Below are 18,989 nucleotides of genomic sequence, written 5' to 3' on the forward strand. Positions count from 1 at the left end.
CCGTGCATGTCACGCCGCCCGCCTTCGAGCACCACCGCGAACCCCTCGGCATCGGCGAGCCCGCTCCCCGCCTCAGCTGGCGCACGGCCACCGACACCGGGGACTGGCAGCAGGCCGCCCACCAGGTGGAGATCACCGCCGCCGACGGCACGGTCGTCACCGACACCGGACGCGTCGAGTCCGCCGAGTCCGTCCTCGTCCCCTGGCCCGGACCGCGCCTCGGCTCCCGGGAACGCGTCGGCGTACGCGTACGCGTCTGGGGCGAGACCGAGCACGACCCCTCCCCCTGGTCGACGACCTCGTACGCCGAAACCGGCCTCCTGGAACCGACCGACTGGACGGCCCGCCCCATCACCCCGGACCGCGACGCCCCCACCGAGCAACCGCTCCCCGCAGCCCTGCTCCGCCGCGACTTCACCCTCACCGGCCCCGTCACCTCCGCCCGGCTGTACATCACCGCGTACGGCGTCTACACGGCCGAGATCAACGGCGAGCACGTGGGCGACCAGGTCATGGCCCCCGGCTGGACCTCCTACCAACACCGCCTGCGTTACCAGACGTTCGACGTCACACCCCTGCTGCGGACCGGCGCGAACACCATCGGAGCCCTGCTCGGCGAAGGTTGGTACACCGGACGCCTCGGCTTCCACGGCGGTCGCCGCAACATCTACGGTGAACACCGCGCGCTTCTGGCCCAGTTGGAGATCGCGTACGCCGACGGCACGACGCACATCGTCCGCACCGATGACCACTGGCGTACGACGACCGGTCCCGTGCTGCGTTCGGAGATCTACGACGGCGAGGCCTACGACGCGCGGAGTGAGCGGCCGGGCTGGTCCGCGCCGGGGCACGAGGTGTACGACTGGACCCGCGTCAACGAACTGCCGCCCGTCCATGCCGAGTTGGCGGCACCGACAGGTCCACCCGTGCGACGCACCCAGACCGTCGCCCCGGTCGAGGCCATCACGACCCCGTCCGGAAAGACGGTCCTGGACTTCGGACAGAACCTGGTCGGCCGACTGCGCATCCACGTCGAGGGCCCCGCCGGCCACGAGGTCACCCTGCGCCACGCGGAGGTGCTGGAGCACGGTGAGCTGAGCATCCGACCCCTGCGGTTCGCCGCCGCCACGGACACGTACGTCCTGAGTGGCGAAGGCGTGGAGGTGTACGAACCCCACTTCACCTTCCACGGCTTCCGATACGCCGAGATCGGCAACTGGCCCGGCCCGCTGGACCCCGCTGCCGTCGAGGCGGTCGTACTCCACACGGACATGGCCCGCACCGGCTGGTTCGAGTGCTCCGACCCCTTGGTGAACCGGCTGCACGAGAACGTCGTACAGGGCATGCGCGGCAACTTCCTCGACGTCCCGACAGACTGCCCGCAGCGCGACGAACGCATGGGCTGGACCGGCGACATACAGGTCTTCGCACCCACCGCGTCCTTCCTCCACGACTGCTCCGGCATGCTGACCGGCTGGCTGCGCGACCTGTCCGCCGAGCAGTTGGCGCGACCGGACGGAGTGCCGCCGCTCGTTGTCCCCGACGTACTGCCGGCCGCGTTCCAGGACGCGGGCGCCCAGGCGGTGTGGGCCGATGTCGCGGTGCTCCTGCCGTGGACCCTGTACCAGCGATTCGGGGACCTGGAGGTGCTGCGCACCCAGTACCCGAGCATGCGGGCCTGGGGCGAGGCCACGATCCGGCTCACCGCCGAGGGCGACGGACTGTGGCGTCAGGATTTCCAACTCGGCGACTGGCTCGACCCGCAGGCCCCGCCGGACAGCCCGGGGGAGGCGCGGACCGACGGCGACCTCGTCGCCAACGCGTACGTCATCCGCTCCGCCGAGGTCCTGGCCGAGGTCGCCGAACTCCTCGATGGCACGCAGCAGTTGGACGGCACCGGACTGCTCGACGGCAAGGCGGACGCCGCCCGTCTCCGCGCGCACGCGCAGGCCGTACGCGAGCGCTTCGCCGACCGGTTCGTCACACCGGACGGCCGACTCTCCTCGGACACCCAGACCGCCTACGCCCTGGCCATCGCCTTCTCGCTCCTCCCGACGGAACGCCAACGACGGGGCGCCGCCGATCGGTTGGCGCAGATCGTGCGCCGCGCGTCCTTCCGTATCGCCACCGGTTTCACCGGCACACCCCTGATCTGCGACGCCCTGTGCGCGGCGGGCGAACCCCAACTCGCCTACCGCATGCTCCTGGAGAAGGACTGCCCGTCCTGGCTCTACCCGGTGACCATGGGCGCCACCACCGTCTGGGAGCGCTGGGACTCGATGCTGCCCGACGGCACCGTCAACCCCGGCGAGATGACCTCCTTCAACCACTACGCGCTCGGCGCCGTGGCCGACTGGCTGCACCGCACGGTCGCGGGCCTCGCCGCCGCCGGACCCGGCTGGCGGCGGCTGCGCATCGCCCCGGTCCCGGGCGGCGACCTGACCTGGGCGAAGGCGGCCCACGACACCTTGTACGGCAGGGCCGAGGCGGGCTGGCGCATCGAGAGTGTGAAGGGTGGCAAGGGGGACATCCTCGTCGTCGAGGCGTCGATACCCCCGAACACCCGGGCCGAGGTCCAACTACCGGACGGCAGCGCCCCGTTCGAGATCGCCTCGGGACGCCACACATTCCGTCGCCCCTACACCGCCACACCCTGGCCGCCGACCGCGATCCGGTACCCGTGAACCCCGGGCGACCGCACGCGGAGTGACCGGGTCGGGTCCCAGGCCTACGACGCGCTCGGCGGCGTCTCCTCGTCGTGCGGGGTTGTGAGCCGGGCGCGCAGGCGGCCGACGAGTGGTCCGCCGTAGCCGGCGGCCAGCGGTGGGAGTAACCACAGGACGTAGGCGTAGGGGGACACCCAGGCGAGACCGATGCTCAGGAGGAACCACAGGCCCACCGCCCACGAACTGTCGGCGTGTCTACGGGCCTGTGCGACATCGCCGATGACGAGACCGCCGTTGGCCGAGACCTCCTTGAGGGCGATCTCGCAGAAGCCGATGCCCGCCATGGTGCCGGCGAAGAGCGTCTGCGCCATCGGATTGGTGAGCCCGGAACCCATGACGGCCGTCGGGAACGGCAGGAACGCGACCAGCAGCAGGAACCGGCGCGTGCCATGAAGCGAAGGTCCTCGACAGCACGCGGATCTGGTCCATCAGCTGGTGGTGCCGCCGCCACACCGACCACAGGAGTACGAACGCCAACTCGTGCACCCGATCCTAGGGAGTGGACGGCACCCCTCAGTCGCGCTTGAAGTTTCAAACGGATTCGGTCAGACTCTCGTTTGAGAGTTCAAACGGCTCGTTCCGGGGTCCTTTGGGCTCTGCCCGAATTCATCCCCCTGGAGCTGTCATGTCCCTTGCCTCTGATGCCGTCGCCGTCCGCCGTGGCCCGCTCGCCGTGGCGGGAGGCCTGCTCGCCGCGATCGTGGTGGCCTCCGCGGCGGACACGGTCCTCGCCCTCCTCGCCCTGGCCGCCGGCGCACCCGACGACTTCCAGCCCTTGAAGGCACCGTCGTACATCTTCCTGACGACCCTCGGCATAGTCGCCGGAGCCATCGGCTGGGCCGTCGTACGCAAGGTCTCGAAGGACCCCCAGGCGCTGGTCCGCCGGCTGGTGCCGACCCTCGTCGTGGTCTCCTTCGTCCCCGACTTCCTGCTCTACGGCGACGGTGGCGCGACCGGCGTCGGGGCGCTGCTCCTGATGCACGTGGCGGTCGCGGCGACCGCGGTGATCACCTATCGACGGGTGATGCCCCTGTCGTAGGGACGAGCGCAACGGCGGCGGACGGTCACCGGCGACCGAGTCACTGGGCCCCGACCGTCGTGCGCCACAACTCCCCGGTCTCCGCCGCCGCGTCCGGTGCCACGAGCAGCAACGGCTCGCCGTACGACGGCAGTTGTGGCATCGCCACCGCGCCCGCCTCGGTCGCGATGAGCAGGGCGGGAAGGCCGTCCACCGGGTGGAACTCGCCGATCGCGGCGGCTGTCGCCCGGCCCGCCGCGACCTGCACCAAGGACAGTGCGGTCGAGCCCAACACGCGGGCCGTGCAGTGGCGTTCGGCGAGTTTCGCGAGGAGTGCGTCCAGGCCGGGCCAGTGCGCGTGTGCCGCCCACTCGGTGAGGAACACATGGCCCGTGAGCGTGGCGTGGTCCGCCGCGTGGATCGGGGTTCCGTTCAGGTGCGCGCCCTTGCCCCGTACCGCCGTGAAGACCTCGCCCCGCCACGGGTCCGCAACCAGGCCCAGCAGCGGACTGCCGTCCGGCTCCGCCAGGCCCAGGGAGAAGGAGCACCAGCCAAGTCCGTGGGCGTAGTTGGTCGTTCCGTCCACGGGGTCGATCACCCAGTGCGGTGCGTCGTCCGACGTGCCTTCCTCGGCGCCGTACTCCTCGCCGTCGATGCCCCAGTCGGGGAACTCCCGCCGTAGCACCGCCCGTACGTGCCGTTCCACCGCCTCGTCCGTGTCCGTGACGATGTCGGCCGGGCTCGCTTTCTGCCGGACCGGGCCCGCACCTCCTCGGTTCCCGCCGCGAATCGCTTCCGCCGCCCACTCGGCCAATTCCACGGCCACTCGTAGAGCACCGTCAAGGTCATGTTCGTTCGGCACAGCTCTTCACCACCCCGTCCAGGTCGTCGCTCATGATCGCGTCCACATCCCAGGAGACCAGAACGGGTGGATGAACGTGGACTTTCCGCAGGGCGACACTTGGGCGGGGTGGGGCCTTACTTCGGCAGGCCCGCGCTGTCGGGATGACGGTGCAGGAATGCGGTGATGACGTTCTCTGTCCCTCCGTCAGCCGGACAGGCCCTCCACGCGTGTCCGCAGGGCGGCGCCGTACCGGGCATATGTCTCCTTGAGCTGGTCGAGCGCCGGGACGAGTTCGGCAGTGGTGGCGCCGTAGAACTCCTCGGAGTCGGTCAACTCCGTGGTGCCGTCCGGCTGTTGGGTGAGTACGAACGAGTGCCTGCCGAGGATCGCGTCGAGTGATCCGCCTTCCCAGACCAGCCGATGGGGTGGCTTGACTTCAACGATCCTCATCGTGACCTCCTGCACGGCGGTGGCGTCGCCGTCGGAGACCCGGCCCGGAACCTCCGCCCCGACCACGACCTCCTCGGGCTTCGCGTCGAGCGACAGAACCGGATGCCACCGCACGTACTGGTCCAGCGCCACGATCACGCGCCACACGGCCTCCACCGGCGCGGAGATCCTGGTCACCGCGGAGACAGCAGGGGTTTCCTTCACGATCGGCTCCTTCCGTCGTCGTGTCGTACGGCGGGCTCAGGCGTCACGGCACCAGGACGATCCGGCCGCGCAGGCCGCCCCGGGCGAGCTGGGTGTGGGCCTCGGTGGCCTGCGACAGGGGGTAGGTCCGCGCCACGCGGGGCGTCAGCACGCCGACCTCGGCGAGGGCGGAGAGGTACGCGAGACGGGTCGGTTCGGGGCCGGCGAAGGTGTGGCGGACGACCACGCCCCGCTCGGGGTCGGGCAGCACGTCCAGCCGCACGCTCACGAAGATGCCGCCGTCGCGGACAGCCGCCAGCGCGGGCGCGCCCAGCGCCGCCGCGTCGAGCACGCCGTCCACGCCTCCCGGCACGAACCGCCGTACCGCCGCGCTCAGTTCCTCGTCGCGGGACACGAACCAGGTGGCGCCGCGGTCGCGGAGGAACTCCTCGTCCTCGGGCCGCCCCTGCGCGACGATCCGCACGCCCCGGGTCCTTGCCAACTCGACGGCGTAGCCGCCCACGGCACCGGCGGCACCCGTGACGAGCAAGGTGTCGCGAGGCCGTAGCGGGAGGTGGTCCAGGGCCAGCGAGGCGGTCATCGCGTTGAGGGGGATCGTCGCCGCGAGCGTGAGGTCCATGCCCTCGGGGGCGGGCGCGAGGGAGTTGAGGTCGGTCACCAGGTACTCGGCCTGGGCCTTCGTGGGGCGCACCACGGGGGCGTCGAACACGATCACCGGTGTACCGGTCTTGAGCAGGACACCCGGGCCGACCGCGTCGATGACCCCGGCGGCGTCCAGACCGAGACCGGTGTACTCGACCCCCTCCATCGGTCCGAAGAACCCGCCCCACACAGCGGCGTCCGCGGGATTGAGCGCGGCAGCCGCGACTTTGACACGGACCTCAAAGGGGCCCGGCTCCGGGAGTGGGACCTCCACGACCTCGACGGCCTCGGGTCCACCGATCTTCCTGACGACTGCAGCGCGCATGATGTCCGCCCTTGCGTTTGCGTATCCGAACATCACGAACGCTAGGCGGGTTACGATCGATTAGTAAGTAGGCACTTTAAAGTGCGTTACTGCCGGGCGTCGTAGTGTGCCCGCGCCTCGTCGACCTCGTCGGTCTTCTCCGCGGCCCAGTCGCGCACCTGGGACAGCAGGCCGTACAGGCCCTGCCCGAGCGGGGTCAGCTCGTAGTCGACGCGCACCGGCACGGTCGGTGTGACCGTCCGCTTCACCATGCCGTCGCGTTCCAGCATGCGCAGTGTCTGGGTGAGCATCTTCTGGCTGACGCCCGGGATCTCCCGGCTGACATGGCTGTAGCGCATCGGGTCGCCGTGGGACCCGAGGGTGCACATCGTCAGGCTGACCCACCGGTTGCTGATCGTCGAGAGCAGGGCCACCGCCGGGCAGTCCTGCATGTACGCCTCGTACGTGCCGGGCTCGATCCGGCGCGTCGGCTTGGCGTTGGTGGTCATCCGGGTCTCCCGTCAGGAGGGCCGCTCACTTTGAGGGGCTTACGTTCGAATCGATCGTAACCTGCCCGATGTCCGACGTTCGGGGTGTGTTCGAGTTCGCAAACGGAAAGTGAAGGGTCGGACGTGGTCAGGCCCTGGTGATGTCCCGGCCCGGCATCGGCTCCGCGAGCGCTGCCCGCCACTCGGGCGCGCCGAAGGAGTCCGTGAAGTACTGCGTCTCGTGCACCACATGCCCGTCGGTGAATTCTATGATGCTCACCACGTAACTGGGCACCCCGTCGTACGTGATCACGCACTCGCTCACCCACAGCTCCCCGCCGCCGGTGATCCGGCGGACGGTGAAGTGGCGGTCGGCGGGATGGCCGCCGCGTTGGGCCGCGATCGTGGCGCGGCCCCGGAAGCGTTCTCCCGACTGGGGATAGTCGAGGAGCGCGTCCGGGGCGTAGATCGCGTGCTCGGTCTCGCTGTCTCCGCGCTCCGACGCCTGCCAGTGTTCCTCGATCGCGGCACGGGTCCGGATGTCAGGGTCCATGGCCTGGTCCCTTCTGCGGGCGGGCGAAACAGTCTGGGGCGAGAACAGGGTAGACGGGAGCCGCGCGATCAGCAGACCAGCGACCGGCTCAGCGGACCCGAGCGCAGATGGCGGCCCCGGGGTTCGGCGTCCAGCAGCCGGCCGGCGTCGACGACGGGACGGCCGCCCACCACGACGGTCTCCGGCCAGCCGGTGACCTGCATGCCCTCGTACGGCGTGTAGTCCGTGGCCATGTGCAGGGCGGTGCTGTGGACGGTGCGGGTGGCCGTCGGGTTCCAGATCGCCAGGTCCGCGTCCGAGCCCGGGGCGATGACTCCCTTGCGGGGGTACAGGCCGTTGAGCCTGGCCGGGTTGGCGCACAGCAACTCCACGAAGCGGCCCATCGGCAGGCCGCCCTTGACCACCAGTTCGCTGAAGATCATCGGCATCCGGGTCTCAACTCCCGGCAGTCCGTTGGGCATTGCCCGTACGTCATGACTCACCGACTCCTTCTGGGCCGTGTCGTAGCAGCAGTGGTCGCTGCCGATCGTCGCCACCTGGCCCATGAGCAGCCGTGAGCGCAGCCCGGCGACCGTGCCGGCGTCGCGCAACGGCGGGCAGCACACGAAGCGTTCGGGGTGCGGGCCCGCGTACGCCGAGTCGTCGAGGACCAGGTGGTGGGCCACCGTCTCCGTGAACGCCCGCACTCCCCGGCCCCGGGCACGGGCCACCAGGTCGACCGCCTCGGGCGTCGACTGGTGGACGAAGTACACCGGGGCCGACACCGACTCCGCGATGGCGAGGATCTCGGCGACGGACGCGTTCTCGGCCAACTCCGGCCGGGTACCGGCGTGATGGCCCGCGCTGATCGCCCCGGCCGCCTCGCCGCGCTCCTGCGTGTCCGCGATGATGTGGTCGGCCTCGCAATGGATGACCACCATGCCGCCGAGGTCCCGCAACGTGGTCATCACGTTGAGGATGGTCTTCTCGTCGGCCATGGTCTCGCCGCGGTAGGTGGTGAACATCTTCACCGTGACGATGCCGTCGGAGGCCAGCGACCGCAGCTGTTCCGGCACGGTGTCGTCCCACTCGACCACGCACCCGTGCAGCGCGCTGTCGCACAACCCCTGCGCCGCCTTGGCGCGTTGGGCCGCGGCGACGTCGGCCGGGTTCTCGCCGGGGCGCGGGATGGCGAAGTCCACGATCGTGGTCGTACCGCCGAAGACGGCCGCCGTGGTGGCCTGGCGGTAGTCGTCGAGGGAGGTGAAGTCCCCCGAGGTGAAGCCGACATGGCAGTGCGGGTCCACGCCGCCGGGCAGCACGAGGCGTCCCGAGGCGTCCAACTCGGTGGTGCCGGGGGCCTGTACGGCGCGGTACGCGCCCGGCTCCACCAGCCCGAGCACCTTGCCGCCGCCGATCAGGACGTCCGCGGCGCCCTGCCAGTCGGCGTTGACCACGGTGCCGCCCCGGACGACGAGGTCGACGGGCTGGGCGGATGCGACGGGTTCGATCGATGAGGGGTGGTGGGACATGGCGAACCTCCAGCGAGGACGAGGTGTCAGAGAGAGGCGAGGTAGGCGTGCCAGCCGCCATGGGCGGTGATGTCGACGACCCCGGGAGCCGTCAGCGCGGAGGCGCGCATCCGCATCGAGAAGGAGCCCGAACCGTCGGCCAGGGCAATGACGCCCAGTTCGAGTTCCGCGGGTTCCTTGGGGAGCAGTTGCTCGCGCAGCACCTCGTAACTGACCTCGTACACCTCGCCGTTGATCGCCGCGCCGCCCTCCGTGACGGGGTGCAGGCCGGGGAACTCGTCGCGTACGGAGAAGAAGCGGTACGTGGGCGCCGTGCGGGCGGGGCCGAGGAGGCGGGCCTCGCTCAGCGCGTGGTTGAGGGTGCCGCCGGACATGGCCTGGCCGTTGACGAACATTCTCAGGGTCATGGGGGAGTGCCTTTCAGGGCGATACGGGAGTGGTGGCGCCGTCGTGGAGCAGGCGGCCCGGGCCGAGGTCGTCCACGGGATCGGCCGGGGCCTCCCCGGCGATCTGGCGGGCCAGCGTGTCGCCCCACACCGGGGCGAGGGTGAAGGCGTAGGTGCCGCCCGCGACGAAGAAGCCCGGGTGGCCGGGGACCTCGCCGACGACCGGCATCTCGTCCGGGGTCGCGGCCAGCGGTCCGGCCCACATGCGCAGCAGCCGCAGATCGCCGAGGAACGGCAGGACGCGCCCGGCCTGCGCGAGATTGCCGGCCATGCTGGGCACGCTGACGGTGCTGCGCCCTTCCATGTCCAGCCTCGCCGCGGGCCAGCCGCCGCCGATCAGCAGGTTGCCCGCGCTGACCTGCTTGACCGACATGCCCTCGCCGATGTGCTGGACCAGGTGGTGCATGACCGGCGGGACCCGCACGGTCACGTGCATCTGGATCGCGACCGGGGACATCTGGATCCCCACCCCGGCGAGTGCGGAGATCTCGGTGATCCACGGCCCGGCCACGTTGACGACCACGGGAGCGGTCCAACTCCGGTCGCCCGACAGCACCTTGTAGTCGTCACCGATCCGCTGGATGCCGGTGACCGGAGTGAAGGCGTGCACCTCGACGCCGAGGCGGCGGGCCGCGGTGAGATAGGCGGGGGTGATCAGGAGCGGGTTGGCGTAGCCGTCCAGCGGGCACCAACTGGCCGCGCGTACCCGGTCGGAGAGCAGCGGCAGCTGCTTGCGGGCCTCGTCTCCGGTGAGCACCTCGGTGGGGATGCCCGCCTGCCGCTCCCACTCGTGCTTCTCCCTCAACTCCGCTTCCTGGGCTGCTGTTTCGGCGACCATGAAGCCGCCGCCGCGCCGCAACTCCACGTCCGCGCCGAGCCGTTCCTCGATCTGCGACCAGTGGTCGGACGCCCGGCGTTGCAGCGGCAGCAGACGGGCGCTGTCGACCGGGACCTCCTGACCCGGGCGGCGGGTGTGGATGGCCTGGATGTGGAGGTTGCCGGCGGTGGTGCCGGAGCCCTCGCGATTGGGTGCGCCGCGCTCCAACACCACGACCCGGTAACCGCGTTCGGCGAGGTGGAAGGCGGCACTGGCGCCGAGGATGCCTGCGCCGATGACGACAACATCGGGCTGGTTCACGGGACTTCCTGCCCTTCGACCGTCGCGGCCATGGGCAGCGGCCGTATCGGCATCCGGGCCGCGAAGCACTCTGCCGCGCCCTCGTTCCGTCCGGCCAACGCCGCGACGATGTGGCCGCATTCGCGTCCCTGGCACGGGCCCATGCCGGCGCGGGTGGCGGCCTTGGTGCCGTGCAGGTCGTTCCAGCCGGTCGCGGCGGCCTGCCGGATCTCGCCCGCGCTGACGCCCTCGCAGCGGCAGACCTGAGTCTCGTCGGGAATGTCGGCCGTGGTCGGCAACGGGTAGAGGCGGTCGGCCAGTTCGGCGAAACGGTCCAGGGCACGGGCTCGGCGGCGGAGGCCCGACAGTCGCACCGTCGGGCGTTCGGGCGACAGGCGGCGCAGGATTGCGTGGGCGGCGAGCTGCCCCCGTACGCCCGCCGCGTGCACCCCCGCGATACCGGCGCAGTCCCCGGCGACGTACAGGCCGTCGACCGAGGTCGCGCCGTCCGCGTCCACGATCGGGAGCTGCTCCGTGCCCGACGGATCCGGCTCGGTGGCGCAGCCCAGCAACCGGGGGAGCTCGGTGCTGGGGCGGAAGCCGAAGCCCACGCAGAGCGCGTCGGTCTCCAACTGCTTTACGCTGCCGTCCTCTTGGCCGATGTCCACGGCGGTGACCTGAGTGTCGCCGTGCGCTGCCAGCACGCGGGAGCCCTGTTCGACGCGGACGCCGTGCCGGGCGAGGGTGAGCAGATAGCGGGCCGCCTCCGCGAGCCGGGCGGGCTGCCGCAGCGCGCCGCCGATCGAGGAAACCCCTGGCCGGTACGGGTGGTTCAGCTCGACCAGTGCCTCGATCCGGGCGCCCACCTCCAGCAGCGCGCAGGCGACCGGCAGCAGGAATGGACCGGTCCCGGCCAGCACCACCCGTTGGCCCACGGGAACCCGGTCCATGGTGGCCAGGTGCAGGGCGAACCCGGGGGTGACGACACCCGGCAACGTCCAACCAGGGAAGGGCAGGGAACGTTCGTACGCGCCGGTGGCGGCGAGGGTGGCGCGGGTGTTGACGCGACCGAGGGCACCCGTGCGGACGTCCGAGGTGAAGAGGGTGCGGCCTCCGTCCTCCGCGCCCCAGACCAGAGTGCCGGTGCGGCAGTCGACGCCGGAGTCCCGTACCTGGCGGATGAGTTCGGTGCCGCGCGGGCGGAAGTCGCCGAAAGCGGCGGTGAGTTGCTCGGCCCGGCGCTTGTAGTACTGACCGCCAAGGGTGTCGGACTCGTCGAGCAGGACGACGCTCAGCCCGCCCCGGGCCAGGACCAGCGCCGCGTGCAGTCCCGCCGGCCCGCCCCCGATGACTGCGACGTCCGCCTCCGACTCCGCCATGACGTCAGCCATGCGCGGCCGTCGGCAGGGGTTCGGTGTGGGTGCGGATGTCCATGCCGTCGGTGACGTGGGCGGTGCAACTGCGGGTGCCGGGGCGGCCGTTGATGGTCACCTCGCATTCCAGGCAGACGCCCATCCCGCAAAAGGGGCCGCGTAGTTGGCCGTTGACCGGGTTGCGGCGCAGCGGCCAGATGCCGGCCGCGACCAGGGCGGCGGTCACGGACTGGCCCGCCCAGGCCTGGCCGGGGGTGCCGTCGATGGTCACGGTGACCGTCTGGGGAAGGGAGTTGGTGCTCATGGCTGTGCTCACAGGGCTCAAGGGGAGTGGGGGGTTCACAGGATCCGGTCCAGGAACTGGCGGGTGCGTTCGTGTTCCGGAGCGGAGAAGAAGAGGTCCGGGGACTTGTCCTCCACCACCGTGCCGTCGGCGATGAACACCACCCGGTCGGCCGCCGCCCGCGCGAAACCCATCTCATGGCTGACCACGATCATGGTCATGCCCTCTTCGCGGAGCCGCACCATGACGTCGAGGACCTCGCCGACCATCTCCGGGTCGAGCGCCGAGGTCGGCTCGTCGAAGAGCAGCAACTCCGGGCGCATTGCCAGGGCACGGGCGATGGCCACCCGCTGCTGCTGGCCGCCGGAGAGCTGGGCGGGGTAGGAGGCGGTTTTGTCGGCGAGTCCCACCATGGCCAGCAACTCGCGGGCCGCGCCGCGTGCTTCGGACTTGGAGACACCGTTCACATGCACCGGGCCGGACGCCACGTTGTCCAGCGCGGTCATGTTCGGGAACAGGTTGAACTGCTGGAACACCATGCCGGTGCGCCGCCGCTGGACGGCGATTCGCCGCTCCCGCAGGGCGAGTTGGCGCCCGCCCCGCTCGCCGTAGCCGATCCGTTCGCCGCAGATGCTGACGGTGCCCGAGTCGGGGGTCTCCAGGTGGTTGAGGGTGCGCAGGAAGGTGCTCTTGCCGCCGCCCGAAGGGCCCAGGACGAGCACGACCTCGCCCTGCCGAACGGTCAGGTCGATGCCTTTGAGGACCTCAACTCCGCCGTACGACTTGCGTACTTGGCGCGCTTCAACGACCGTCTCGATGGTCATCGGGTCTCCATTTCGAGTGCCGGTACGGCGGCGGTCTTGACGCGACGGCCTTTGCTCGGCCCGGTCTGGTGGCCGCGGCCGACCCGGATCTCCAGCCACCGCTGGACCAGTCCCCACAGGGTGGTCATCGCCAGGTAGTACAGGGCGGCTGCCGTGAGGCCTTCCAGGACCCGGAAGTTGGTCTGGACGGCGAACTGCGTGCGGCGCAGCAGCTCTTCGACGGAGATCACCGAGACGAGCGTGGTCGTCTTGAGCAGTCCGTTGAAGCTGTTGCCGAGCGGCGGGACCATCACCCGCAGGGCCTGCGGCATGACCACCACCCGGAACACCTTCCAGGGCGGCATACCCAGCGCGCGGGCCGCCTCGGACTGACCGCGCGGGACCGACAGCACCCCGGCCCGGACGATCTCCGAGAGATACGCCGCCTCGTTGAGGACCAGACCGGTCAGGGCCGCGCTGATCACGCCGAGGCGCAGGCCCAGCTGGGGCAACCCCGTGTAGATGATGACCAGTTGGACCAGGAGAGGTGTGCCGCGCATCAGCCACACGTAGAAGCCGGTGACCGCCCGGACCGGTCCAATGCGGGACGCCCGGCCGAGCGCCACGAGTACGGCGAGCGGAAGGGCGAGCGCCATGCTGACCGCGGTCAGCCAGATCGTCGTCCAGGCTCCCTGGATGAGCTGGGGATTGGTGAGGAAGTCGAAGAAGGCATCCCACGACCACATGGCTCTCGCCCTTCGCTGGTTGCTTGGCGGTGATCGGGTTACTTCGCGCTGATCGCGCCGGTGGTCACCTTGAGGTCGCCGGTGTAGGCCGTGACGCCGTACTTCTTGTACAACGTGGTCAAGTACCCGTTGCTACGAAGGGTGTTGAGCGCGTTCGCGACCGCGTCGGCGGGCTTCTGCTTGCCGAAACCGAGGGCGAGCGGGGCGGGGTTCATGCCCTTGACCGCCGTCTCGAAGCGGCCGTCCTTCTGGTAGTAGCTGGTGACGGCCTCGACGATGGCCACGCCCTCCACCTGGCCCGCGGACAGTGCCTGGTAGGCGTCGGCGGTGGTGGTGAAGGTGCGGACGGTGACCTGCTTCTTGCCGGCCGCCTTCAGTTCCTTGTTGAGCGCGGTGAGGGTGTCGAACTCGTAGCCCGGGGCCTCCACGGCGATGGTCTTGCCGGACAGGTCGGCCTCGGAGGTGATCTTCTTCGGGTTGCCCTTGGCGACCGAGATCGAGACGCCCTGGACCTCGTAGGGGACGAGCTTGACGGTCTTGGCGCGTTCCGGTGTGTAGAACATGCCGGTGTCGATCATGTCCCAGCGGCCGGACTGCACGCCGGGGATCTGTGCGTCGAAGGGGATGTTGACGAACTTCGGGGTGAGACAGAGGAGTTTGGCTATCTCGTTGCCGAGGTCCACCCGCATGCCGACGATCTTGTTCGAGGCGTCCAGGTACTGCATGGGCGGCAGGGTCGCGTTGGTCGAGATCGTCAACGTGCCCGCCTTGACCAGGTCCGACTTGCCGACCTTGGGCGTGCAGCCGGTCGGGGCCGCGGCGGCGGACGACGAGGACGAGTCACCGCTGCCGCAGGCCGTCAGGGTCAGAAGCAGGGCGGCGGCGGAGGAGGCCGCGATGAGAAGTCTGCGCACGGTCGGTTCACCTTTTTCCGGTGCTGGTGGAACAGGAGTGCAGCCCGGCCTCGTCGAGCGCCTCGGACAGGCCGAGCAGCGCGGACGGGTCCTCCAGGGGGAGCAGCGGGGGGCGTACATGCCCTCCGGGCTGCCCGAGCAGCCGCATGGCGGCTTTGAGCTGCGAGGTGGGTGAGGCGAACCGTGAGCTGTAGTCGTCGTTGACGAGCAGGTTCACAAGCTGTTCGTAGCGTGCCGACCATTCCCGGGCGAGGGGCAAGTCGCCTGCCCAGTAGGCCTCGTAGAAGGGGACGGCGAAGGGCGCGCCGAGGCCGCCGCCGTCGATGTTCCCGGCGCCGCCGAACTCGGCCATGACGGCCATGCCCCGGCGGTGGATGAAGCGGCCGAAGACCTGGACCTTTCCGGCCAGGGCGGCGCAGGTGTCCGCGACCTTCAACTCGTCGCCCGAGCTGTCCTTGACGGCCACCACGGTGTCCAACTCGGCCAGTTTGACGAGGGTGTTGACGCTGATGTCGACGGCGGTGCCGCGCGGCCAGTTGTAGACCATGAGCGGCAGGTCGACCGCCCCGGCGAGAGTGGCGTAGAAGGCGTGGATCTCGTGCTGGCTCGGGTGGACGTAGGGCGGCGGGGTGGTGAGGATGCCGTCCGCGCCGATCGCGCGGGCGTGCTCGCCGTAGCGGGCGGACTCGGCGGCGGTGTAGGCCCCGCAGCCGATCACCACCGGTATCTGTCCGGAGAGTTCGGCGACCGCGATCTCGGCGACCCGGCGGCGCTCCTCGGGGGTCTGGGAGAACCACTCGCCGGTGGTGCCGTTCACCAGGACCCCGTGCACGCCGTGCTCCGCGTACAGCGCGAGCAGTGCGCGCCAGGCGTCCTCGTCGAGGGAGCCGTCGGCGGTGAAGGGGGTGGGTGCGGCCGGCCAGTAGCCGCGCCAGGGGGCGGCGCCGGAAGTGTTCATCGGGTGTGCTCCGATCGAGTGTCCGTCCCGTCAGGACGTCCCGTAGGGACAACACCTGTGGGACCACTCTGTGGGATCGATTGCACAGCACCGTGACACCGGCCGGAGGCGCCGGTCAACCTCGTTCTGGCCGGAAACTGCTGGCGAAACGCATTGTTTACGCCACCGACTCGACCGCGTCTGACATGATGGCGATCACGGCTCGGCGCGTGAGAAGGGCCGTATGGGATCGATTTCATGATCGGGGGTGGGCCGGTGGCCGTCACCTTGGACCAGGTGGCCGAGGCGGCAGGGGTCTCCAAGAGCACCGCCTCGCGGGTGCTGAGCGGCTCAAGTCGGGTCAGTGATCGGACGAAGCGCGCGGTGCAGTCCGCGGCGGAACGCCTCGGCTACCGCCCCAACCGGATCGCCAGCGGACTGCGCACCCGGCGCAGCAACCTCGTCGGGCTGGTCATAACGAACCTGGTGAACGCCTCGTTCCACCGCATCACCGAGGTGCTCCAGCAGCGGCTCGACGAACGCGGCTACCAAGTACTGCTGTGCGTCACCGACTCGGACCCGGCACGCGAACGCCGTTACCTGGACATGCTGTTGGACCACCGCGTCGACGGCCTGATCATCGTGGGCACGGGCGACAACACAGCGACGGTACGGCAGGTGAGCGCGGCCGGAATCCCCGTGGTCAACCTGATGCGCTCGCCCGACAGCGCCCCCGGTGACTCGGTGATGGCCGCCGACCGGGACGGCGCCGAACTGGCCGTCCGGCACCTGCTCGACCTCGGGCACCGGAGCGTCGCCTTCATCGGTGGCCCGGCGGGCGTCGACTCCGGACGCGACCGTTACGCGGGGTTCGCCGCGGCGCTGGCCACCGTCGGACTCGAACCCGATCCCGCCCTGTGCGCGCGAGGTCCGTTCACCGTGCCGTTCGGCGCGGAGGCGGCGATGCGGCTGATGGGTGCGCACAACCCGCCCACCGCGCTGTACAGCGCCAACCATGAAGCGACGTTCGGGGTGCTCGGCGCCCTGGTGCAGCTCGGGGTCCGGGTACCGGAACAGCTCTCCCTCGTGTGCCACGAGGAGGCGCCCTGGTTCCCGTACTGGCACCCGCCGATCACCGTCGTCGACAACGGGGCCCGCGACCTCGGCGAGCTCGCGGCGGAGCAACTGCTGCGCCGTATCGACAGCCGCCCCGACAACGGCGAACCCGGCGAGGAGAGCGTCGGCCGGCTCATCCGTGTCGGGTCGCGGCTGGTGGTACGCGATTCGACGGCGGTCCCGCGCCGGCCGGAGTGACGGCCGGCTCCTGTGGGTGGTGCCGACGGACTGAACGACAGACAGACGGGCTGAGCGACAGACAACGGAAAGCGCTCGGCTGGACCGTTCCAGCCGAGCGCTTCTCGGAGCCGCGGGGTTGACGAGGGTCGCCGGTGTCAGGCGCAGAGGACGCGCGTCTCCGGCGTGTAGACCGGGCCGCCGCTGACGTTCGTCGAGTCGCTGAACTCGGAGTAGTAGTAGGAGTAGAAGCCGATGTTCCCGTTGCAGCCCGAATCGGCGGCGACCTGCAGGGTCAGCGTCACGGTCCTGCTCTGCCCGGGCGGGATGGTGGCGCCGTAGTCCGGGCCCAGGTCGGTGGGCCCGACACCGGTGCAGGGAGTGCTGCCGGTGTCCGTGGTCAGGGCGCAGTCGGTGAAGCTGTACTTGAGGTCGGGCCGCTGGGTGGTTAGCCAGGTGGGCTCGATCGTCTGGTAGACGAACAGGACGTCGTAGGTCTTGTTGTTGGTCAGCGTCATCGAGAGTTTCACCGCGCCGCCGGGCGTCGTGGTGGCGGTGTCGGTGGCAAAGGTCAGGTCGGCGTCCGCCGCGCTCGCGCTCGGGGCCAGGCCGAAGACGGCGAGGGCGAGACCGAGGACGGTGGCGAGACCGAGGCGTCTCATACGGGGTGATCGCATGGGCCCGGAGGCTAGGCGGGCCGCGTGCACGCCGTCTGCCCCGCGGGCAGCGCCCCGGCCCCGATCGGCTGGATGCGTTTCTTGTGTGACGGGAGTGCGGCGAGTGTGTGAAGTGAGCTGACGGGGTGGAGGTGGGCCCGTCGGTGGCCGGCCGACGGATGCCGATATTGGCGTGATACCGGAGGCGCCGGACGGCGTGCTGCCTCGGGCGGTGCGCCTGTTCTCGGGCATCCGTCGATTTCTGGCCTTGGCGCGCGTACGGGCGTAGTGGTGTTGATTAAAACGAACGATGCGTTCAATACCTTGCTAGAGTTCGGTATAGTGAACGCATGGTTTATTCAATCGCGGCTGTTCGGGAGGGCGCGCAGATCAGCGCCTACCTCGACGACACCTACCTGGAGCAGGTCGATACGCGAGTGATCGCGGTCGGTGAGAAGGACGGGACGCCGTGGGCGGCCGTCGAACACTGTCTGTTCCATCCGCAGGGCGGCGGCCAGCCCGCCGACCGGGGATGGCTGCAGGACGTGGAGGTCGTTCCGGTCCGGGACCGCGAGTCGGGGCTGGTCGTCGCTACGGCGGCTGCGGGCGGCGGTCTTCCGGAACTCGCCGTGGGGGAGTGGGTGCGGGCCCGGATCGATCTTGAGGCGCGGCTGCTGCATGCCGCGCTGCACACGGCCGGGCATCTCGTCGAGGCGGTCGGGCGGACGCAGGGGTGGGAGATGGTCGGAAGCATCCACTTCCCCGGTCAGGCCCGGATCGAGTTCCAGCCACCGCCCTCGGACGCGCGACTGGCCGACCCGGAGGGGCGGGAGGAAGTGACCGCCGTGCTGCGCGCCGCGGTGGCGGCCGCGGTCGCCGACGATCTGCCGGTCTCCGCGCGGTACCTCCCCGACGGGCGGCGCGAGGTGCATCTCGACGCGCTGCACTCCGCGCCGTGCGGCGGCACGCATGTGCGCAGCCTCGGCGACCTGGCCGACGTGGCGCTGCCGACGCTGAAGGTCAAGAAGGGCCGTATCCGCGTGTCCTACACCGCGACCCACCGGAGCCGTCGATGACGCCCCCGCCGTCCGGCCGTCGGCCGGTGAGCAGTACCGCGGCAGCGGTCGGCGCGAAGATCCGGCTGCGCCGTCAGCAGCGCGGCATGAGCGCCGCGGAGATGGCCCGGCGCGCCGGGCTGAGCAAGGCCACGCTGTCGCAGCTGGAGGCCGGAAACGGCAACCCCACGATCGACACTCTGGACGCGATCGCGATCGCCCTGCGCATCCCGATCGCCGACCTGCTGGCGCGTGACGCCGACACCGGTCCGGTGTTCCGGCCGGGCACGGACATCGAACCCGGGGAAGTGTCACGGGAGTTGCTACGCCGGATCAGCAGCGGCAACAGCCTGGAGATCTGGCGGCTGCGCATCCCGCCGGAGACGGAGCTGGCCGGCGTACCGCACGCCACCGGCACCATCGAGCACCTGCTCATCGCCACCGGGCACGTCACCGCCGGTCCGGTCGACGCCCCGGAGGATCTGGGCCCGGGCGACATGCTCGCCTTCGCCGGAGACGCGCCGCACTTCTACCGGACCGGCGCCGAGGAGGTCGACATCACCGTCGTCTTCGCCTCTCCCATCAGCACCTGAGACTCCATCCGGCATCTGAGGCACCGTCAACAG

At 70.4% G+C, this 18,989-nt stretch carries 21 protein-coding genes; 5 read left to right on the forward strand and 16 right to left on the reverse strand.

All coding sequences use genetic code 11. The features are described 5' to 3' along the window. Positions 1-2 precede the first annotated feature (2 nt). Complete coding sequence (locus tag SPR02S_RS55265) at positions 3-2,684, forward strand: family 78 glycoside hydrolase catalytic domain (protein ID WP_019056200.1); 2,682 nt, start codon at positions 3-5, stop codon at positions 2,682-2,684. A gap of 44 nt (positions 2,685-2,728) precedes the next feature. On the opposite strand, the gene SPR02S_RS06865 is transcribed toward SPR02S_RS55265, so the two are convergent. After that, positions 2,729-3,037 (reverse strand): hypothetical protein, encoded by a 309-nt coding sequence (locus SPR02S_RS06865; protein ID WP_158697783.1) that lies wholly within the window; start codon positions 3,035-3,037, stop codon positions 2,729-2,731. 314 nt (positions 3,038-3,351) lie between these two features. Between SPR02S_RS06865 and SPR02S_RS06870 the strand changes: the two genes are divergently transcribed. Beyond that, positions 3,352-3,765, forward strand: coding sequence for a DUF6069 family protein (locus SPR02S_RS06870; RefSeq protein WP_019056202.1), 414 nt, complete (start codon positions 3,352-3,354; stop codon positions 3,763-3,765). Positions 3,766-3,805: 40 nt separating this feature from the next. On the opposite strand, the gene SPR02S_RS06875 is transcribed toward SPR02S_RS06870, so the two are convergent. The 14 genes from SPR02S_RS06875 to SPR02S_RS06940 form a co-directional block, all read right to left on the reverse strand. After that, the gene (locus tag SPR02S_RS06875; protein WP_019056203.1) at positions 3,806-4,570 is read right to left on the reverse strand and encodes an inositol monophosphatase family protein; all 765 of its coding nucleotides are present in this window, start codon (positions 4,568-4,570) and stop codon (positions 3,806-3,808) included. Between the two features lie 222 nt (positions 4,571-4,792). After that, the gene (locus tag SPR02S_RS06880) at positions 4,793-5,242 is read right to left on the reverse strand and encodes an SRPBCC domain-containing protein (protein ID WP_019056204.1); all 450 of its coding nucleotides are present in this window, start codon (positions 5,240-5,242) and stop codon (positions 4,793-4,795) included. A gap of 43 nt (positions 5,243-5,285) precedes the next feature. Then, a complete protein-coding gene (locus tag SPR02S_RS06885) occupies positions 5,286-6,209 on the reverse strand; it encodes a zinc-binding dehydrogenase (RefSeq protein ID WP_019056205.1) in 924 nt (307 codons plus the stop codon). 86 nt (positions 6,210-6,295) lie between these two features. Then, positions 6,296-6,697 carry a winged helix-turn-helix transcriptional regulator gene (locus tag SPR02S_RS06890; protein WP_019056206.1) on the reverse strand — a complete coding sequence of 134 codons (402 nt, stop codon included), beginning with the start codon at positions 6,695-6,697 and terminating at the stop codon, positions 6,296-6,298. Positions 6,698-6,824: 127 nt separating this feature from the next. Beyond that, on the reverse strand, positions 6,825-7,229 hold the full coding sequence (locus SPR02S_RS06895; RefSeq protein ID WP_019056207.1) for a nuclear transport factor 2 family protein: 405 nt from the start codon (positions 7,227-7,229) through the stop codon (positions 6,825-6,827). A gap of 68 nt (positions 7,230-7,297) precedes the next feature. Further along, entirely contained in the window at positions 7,298-8,740 is a 1,443-nt protein-coding gene (gene hydA, locus SPR02S_RS06900; protein WP_019056208.1) for a dihydropyrimidinase, read from the reverse strand. A 26-nt stretch (positions 8,741-8,766) separates the two neighbouring features. Next, entirely contained in the window at positions 8,767-9,147 is a 381-nt protein-coding gene (locus SPR02S_RS06905; protein WP_026150299.1) for an allophanate hydrolase-related protein, read from the reverse strand. 13 nt (positions 9,148-9,160) lie between these two features. Continuing rightward, on the reverse strand, positions 9,161-10,324 hold the full coding sequence (locus SPR02S_RS06910) for an NAD(P)/FAD-dependent oxidoreductase (RefSeq protein WP_019056210.1): 1,164 nt from the start codon (positions 10,322-10,324) through the stop codon (positions 9,161-9,163). Then, positions 10,321-11,682 (reverse strand): FAD-dependent oxidoreductase, encoded by a 1,362-nt coding sequence (locus SPR02S_RS55270; protein ID WP_158697784.1) that lies wholly within the window; start codon positions 11,680-11,682, stop codon positions 10,321-10,323. The genes SPR02S_RS06910 and SPR02S_RS55270 overlap by 4 nt, the downstream gene beginning before the upstream one ends. A 4-nt stretch (positions 11,683-11,686) precedes the next feature. Next, positions 11,687-11,980, reverse strand: a complete 294-nt coding sequence (locus SPR02S_RS06920) for a (2Fe-2S)-binding protein (RefSeq protein WP_019056212.1) — start codon at positions 11,978-11,980, stop codon at positions 11,687-11,689. A gap of 35 nt (positions 11,981-12,015) precedes the next feature. After that, a complete protein-coding gene (locus SPR02S_RS06925) occupies positions 12,016-12,783 on the reverse strand; it encodes an amino acid ABC transporter ATP-binding protein (protein WP_019056213.1) in 768 nt (255 codons plus the stop codon). Beyond that, positions 12,780-13,508, reverse strand: coding sequence for an amino acid ABC transporter permease (locus tag SPR02S_RS06930; protein WP_019056214.1), 729 nt, complete (start codon positions 13,506-13,508; stop codon positions 12,780-12,782). The genes SPR02S_RS06925 and SPR02S_RS06930 overlap by 4 nt, the downstream gene beginning before the upstream one ends. Before the next feature lie 38 nt (positions 13,509-13,546). Then, positions 13,547-14,422, reverse strand: a complete 876-nt coding sequence (locus SPR02S_RS06935) for an ABC transporter substrate-binding protein (protein WP_019056215.1) — start codon at positions 14,420-14,422, stop codon at positions 13,547-13,549. Positions 14,423-14,429: 7 nt separating this feature from the next. Then, the gene (locus SPR02S_RS06940) at positions 14,430-15,380 is read right to left on the reverse strand and encodes a dihydrodipicolinate synthase family protein (protein ID WP_019056216.1); all 951 of its coding nucleotides are present in this window, start codon (positions 15,378-15,380) and stop codon (positions 14,430-14,432) included. A 255-nt stretch (positions 15,381-15,635) separates the two neighbouring features. On the opposite strand from SPR02S_RS06940, the gene SPR02S_RS06945 reads away from it, so the two are divergent. Beyond that, a complete protein-coding gene (locus tag SPR02S_RS06945; RefSeq protein WP_019056217.1) occupies positions 15,636-16,673 on the forward strand; it encodes a LacI family DNA-binding transcriptional regulator in 1,038 nt (345 codons plus the stop codon). A gap of 137 nt (positions 16,674-16,810) precedes the next feature. Here SPR02S_RS06945 and SPR02S_RS06950 read toward each other — a convergent pair whose 3' ends face one another. Next, entirely contained in the window at positions 16,811-17,314 is a 504-nt protein-coding gene (locus SPR02S_RS06950; RefSeq protein ID WP_019056218.1) for a hypothetical protein, read from the reverse strand. Positions 17,315-17,658: 344 nt separating this feature from the next. Here SPR02S_RS06950 and SPR02S_RS06955 point away from each other — a divergent pair, with 344 nt between their 5' ends. Continuing rightward, on the forward strand, positions 17,659-18,384 hold the full coding sequence (locus SPR02S_RS06955; RefSeq protein ID WP_019056219.1) for an alanyl-tRNA editing protein: 726 nt from the start codon (positions 17,659-17,661) through the stop codon (positions 18,382-18,384). Continuing rightward, on the forward strand, positions 18,381-18,956 hold the full coding sequence (locus SPR02S_RS06960; RefSeq protein ID WP_019056220.1) for a helix-turn-helix domain-containing protein: 576 nt from the start codon (positions 18,381-18,383) through the stop codon (positions 18,954-18,956). The genes SPR02S_RS06955 and SPR02S_RS06960 overlap by 4 nt, the downstream gene beginning before the upstream one ends. Positions 18,957-18,989 lie beyond the last annotated feature (33 nt).

This window comes from Streptomyces prunicolor NBRC 13075 (genome assembly GCF_000367365.1).
In the GTDB taxonomy this organism is placed as follows: Bacteria; Actinomycetota; Actinomycetes; order Streptomycetales; family Streptomycetaceae; genus Streptomyces; species Streptomyces prunicolor.

What these genes read in the sequence shown, in the direction of transcription:
- SPR02S_RS06865 (WP_158697783.1), bottom strand. Translation starts at nt 3,037, where the DNA reads ATGGCGCAGACGCTCTTCGCCGGCACCATGGCGGGCATCGGCTTCTGC.
- SPR02S_RS06870 (WP_019056202.1), top strand. Translation starts at nt 3,352, where the DNA reads ATGTCCCTTGCCTCTGATGCCGTCGCCGTCCGCCGTGGCCCGCTCGCC.
- SPR02S_RS06885 (WP_019056205.1), bottom strand. Translation starts at nt 6,209, where the DNA reads ATGCGCGCTGCAGTCGTCAGGAAGATCGGTGGACCCGAGGCCGTCGAG.
- SPR02S_RS06890 (WP_019056206.1), bottom strand. Translation starts at nt 6,697, where the DNA reads ATGACCACCAACGCCAAGCCGACGCGCCGGATCGAGCCCGGCACGTAC.
- SPR02S_RS06895 (WP_019056207.1), bottom strand. Translation starts at nt 7,229, where the DNA reads ATGGACCCTGACATCCGGACCCGTGCCGCGATCGAGGAACACTGGCAG.
- hydA (WP_019056208.1), bottom strand. Translation starts at nt 8,740, where the DNA reads ATGTCCCACCACCCCTCATCGATCGAACCCGTCGCATCCGCCCAGCCC.
- SPR02S_RS06905 (WP_026150299.1), bottom strand. Translation starts at nt 9,147, where the DNA reads ATGACCCTGAGAATGTTCGTCAACGGCCAGGCCATGTCCGGCGGCACC.
- SPR02S_RS55270 (WP_158697784.1), bottom strand. Translation starts at nt 11,682, where the DNA reads ATGGCGGAGTCGGAGGCGGACGTCGCAGTCATCGGGGGCGGGCCGGCG.
- SPR02S_RS06920 (WP_019056212.1), bottom strand. Translation starts at nt 11,980, where the DNA reads ATGAGCACCAACTCCCTTCCCCAGACGGTCACCGTGACCATCGACGGC.
- SPR02S_RS06925 (WP_019056213.1), bottom strand. Translation starts at nt 12,783, where the DNA reads ATGACCATCGAGACGGTCGTTGAAGCGCGCCAAGTACGCAAGTCGTAC.
- SPR02S_RS06930 (WP_019056214.1), bottom strand. Translation starts at nt 13,508, where the DNA reads ATGTGGTCGTGGGATGCCTTCTTCGACTTCCTCACCAATCCCCAGCTC.
- SPR02S_RS06940 (WP_019056216.1), bottom strand. Translation starts at nt 15,380, where the DNA reads ATGAACACTTCCGGCGCCGCCCCCTGGCGCGGCTACTGGCCGGCCGCA.
- SPR02S_RS06950 (WP_019056218.1), bottom strand. Translation starts at nt 17,314, where the DNA reads ATGAGACGCCTCGGTCTCGCCACCGTCCTCGGTCTCGCCCTCGCCGTC.
- SPR02S_RS06955 (WP_019056219.1), top strand. Translation starts at nt 17,659, where the DNA reads ATGGTTTATTCAATCGCGGCTGTTCGGGAGGGCGCGCAGATCAGCGCC.
- SPR02S_RS06960 (WP_019056220.1), top strand. Translation starts at nt 18,381, where the DNA reads ATGACGCCCCCGCCGTCCGGCCGTCGGCCGGTGAGCAGTACCGCGGCA.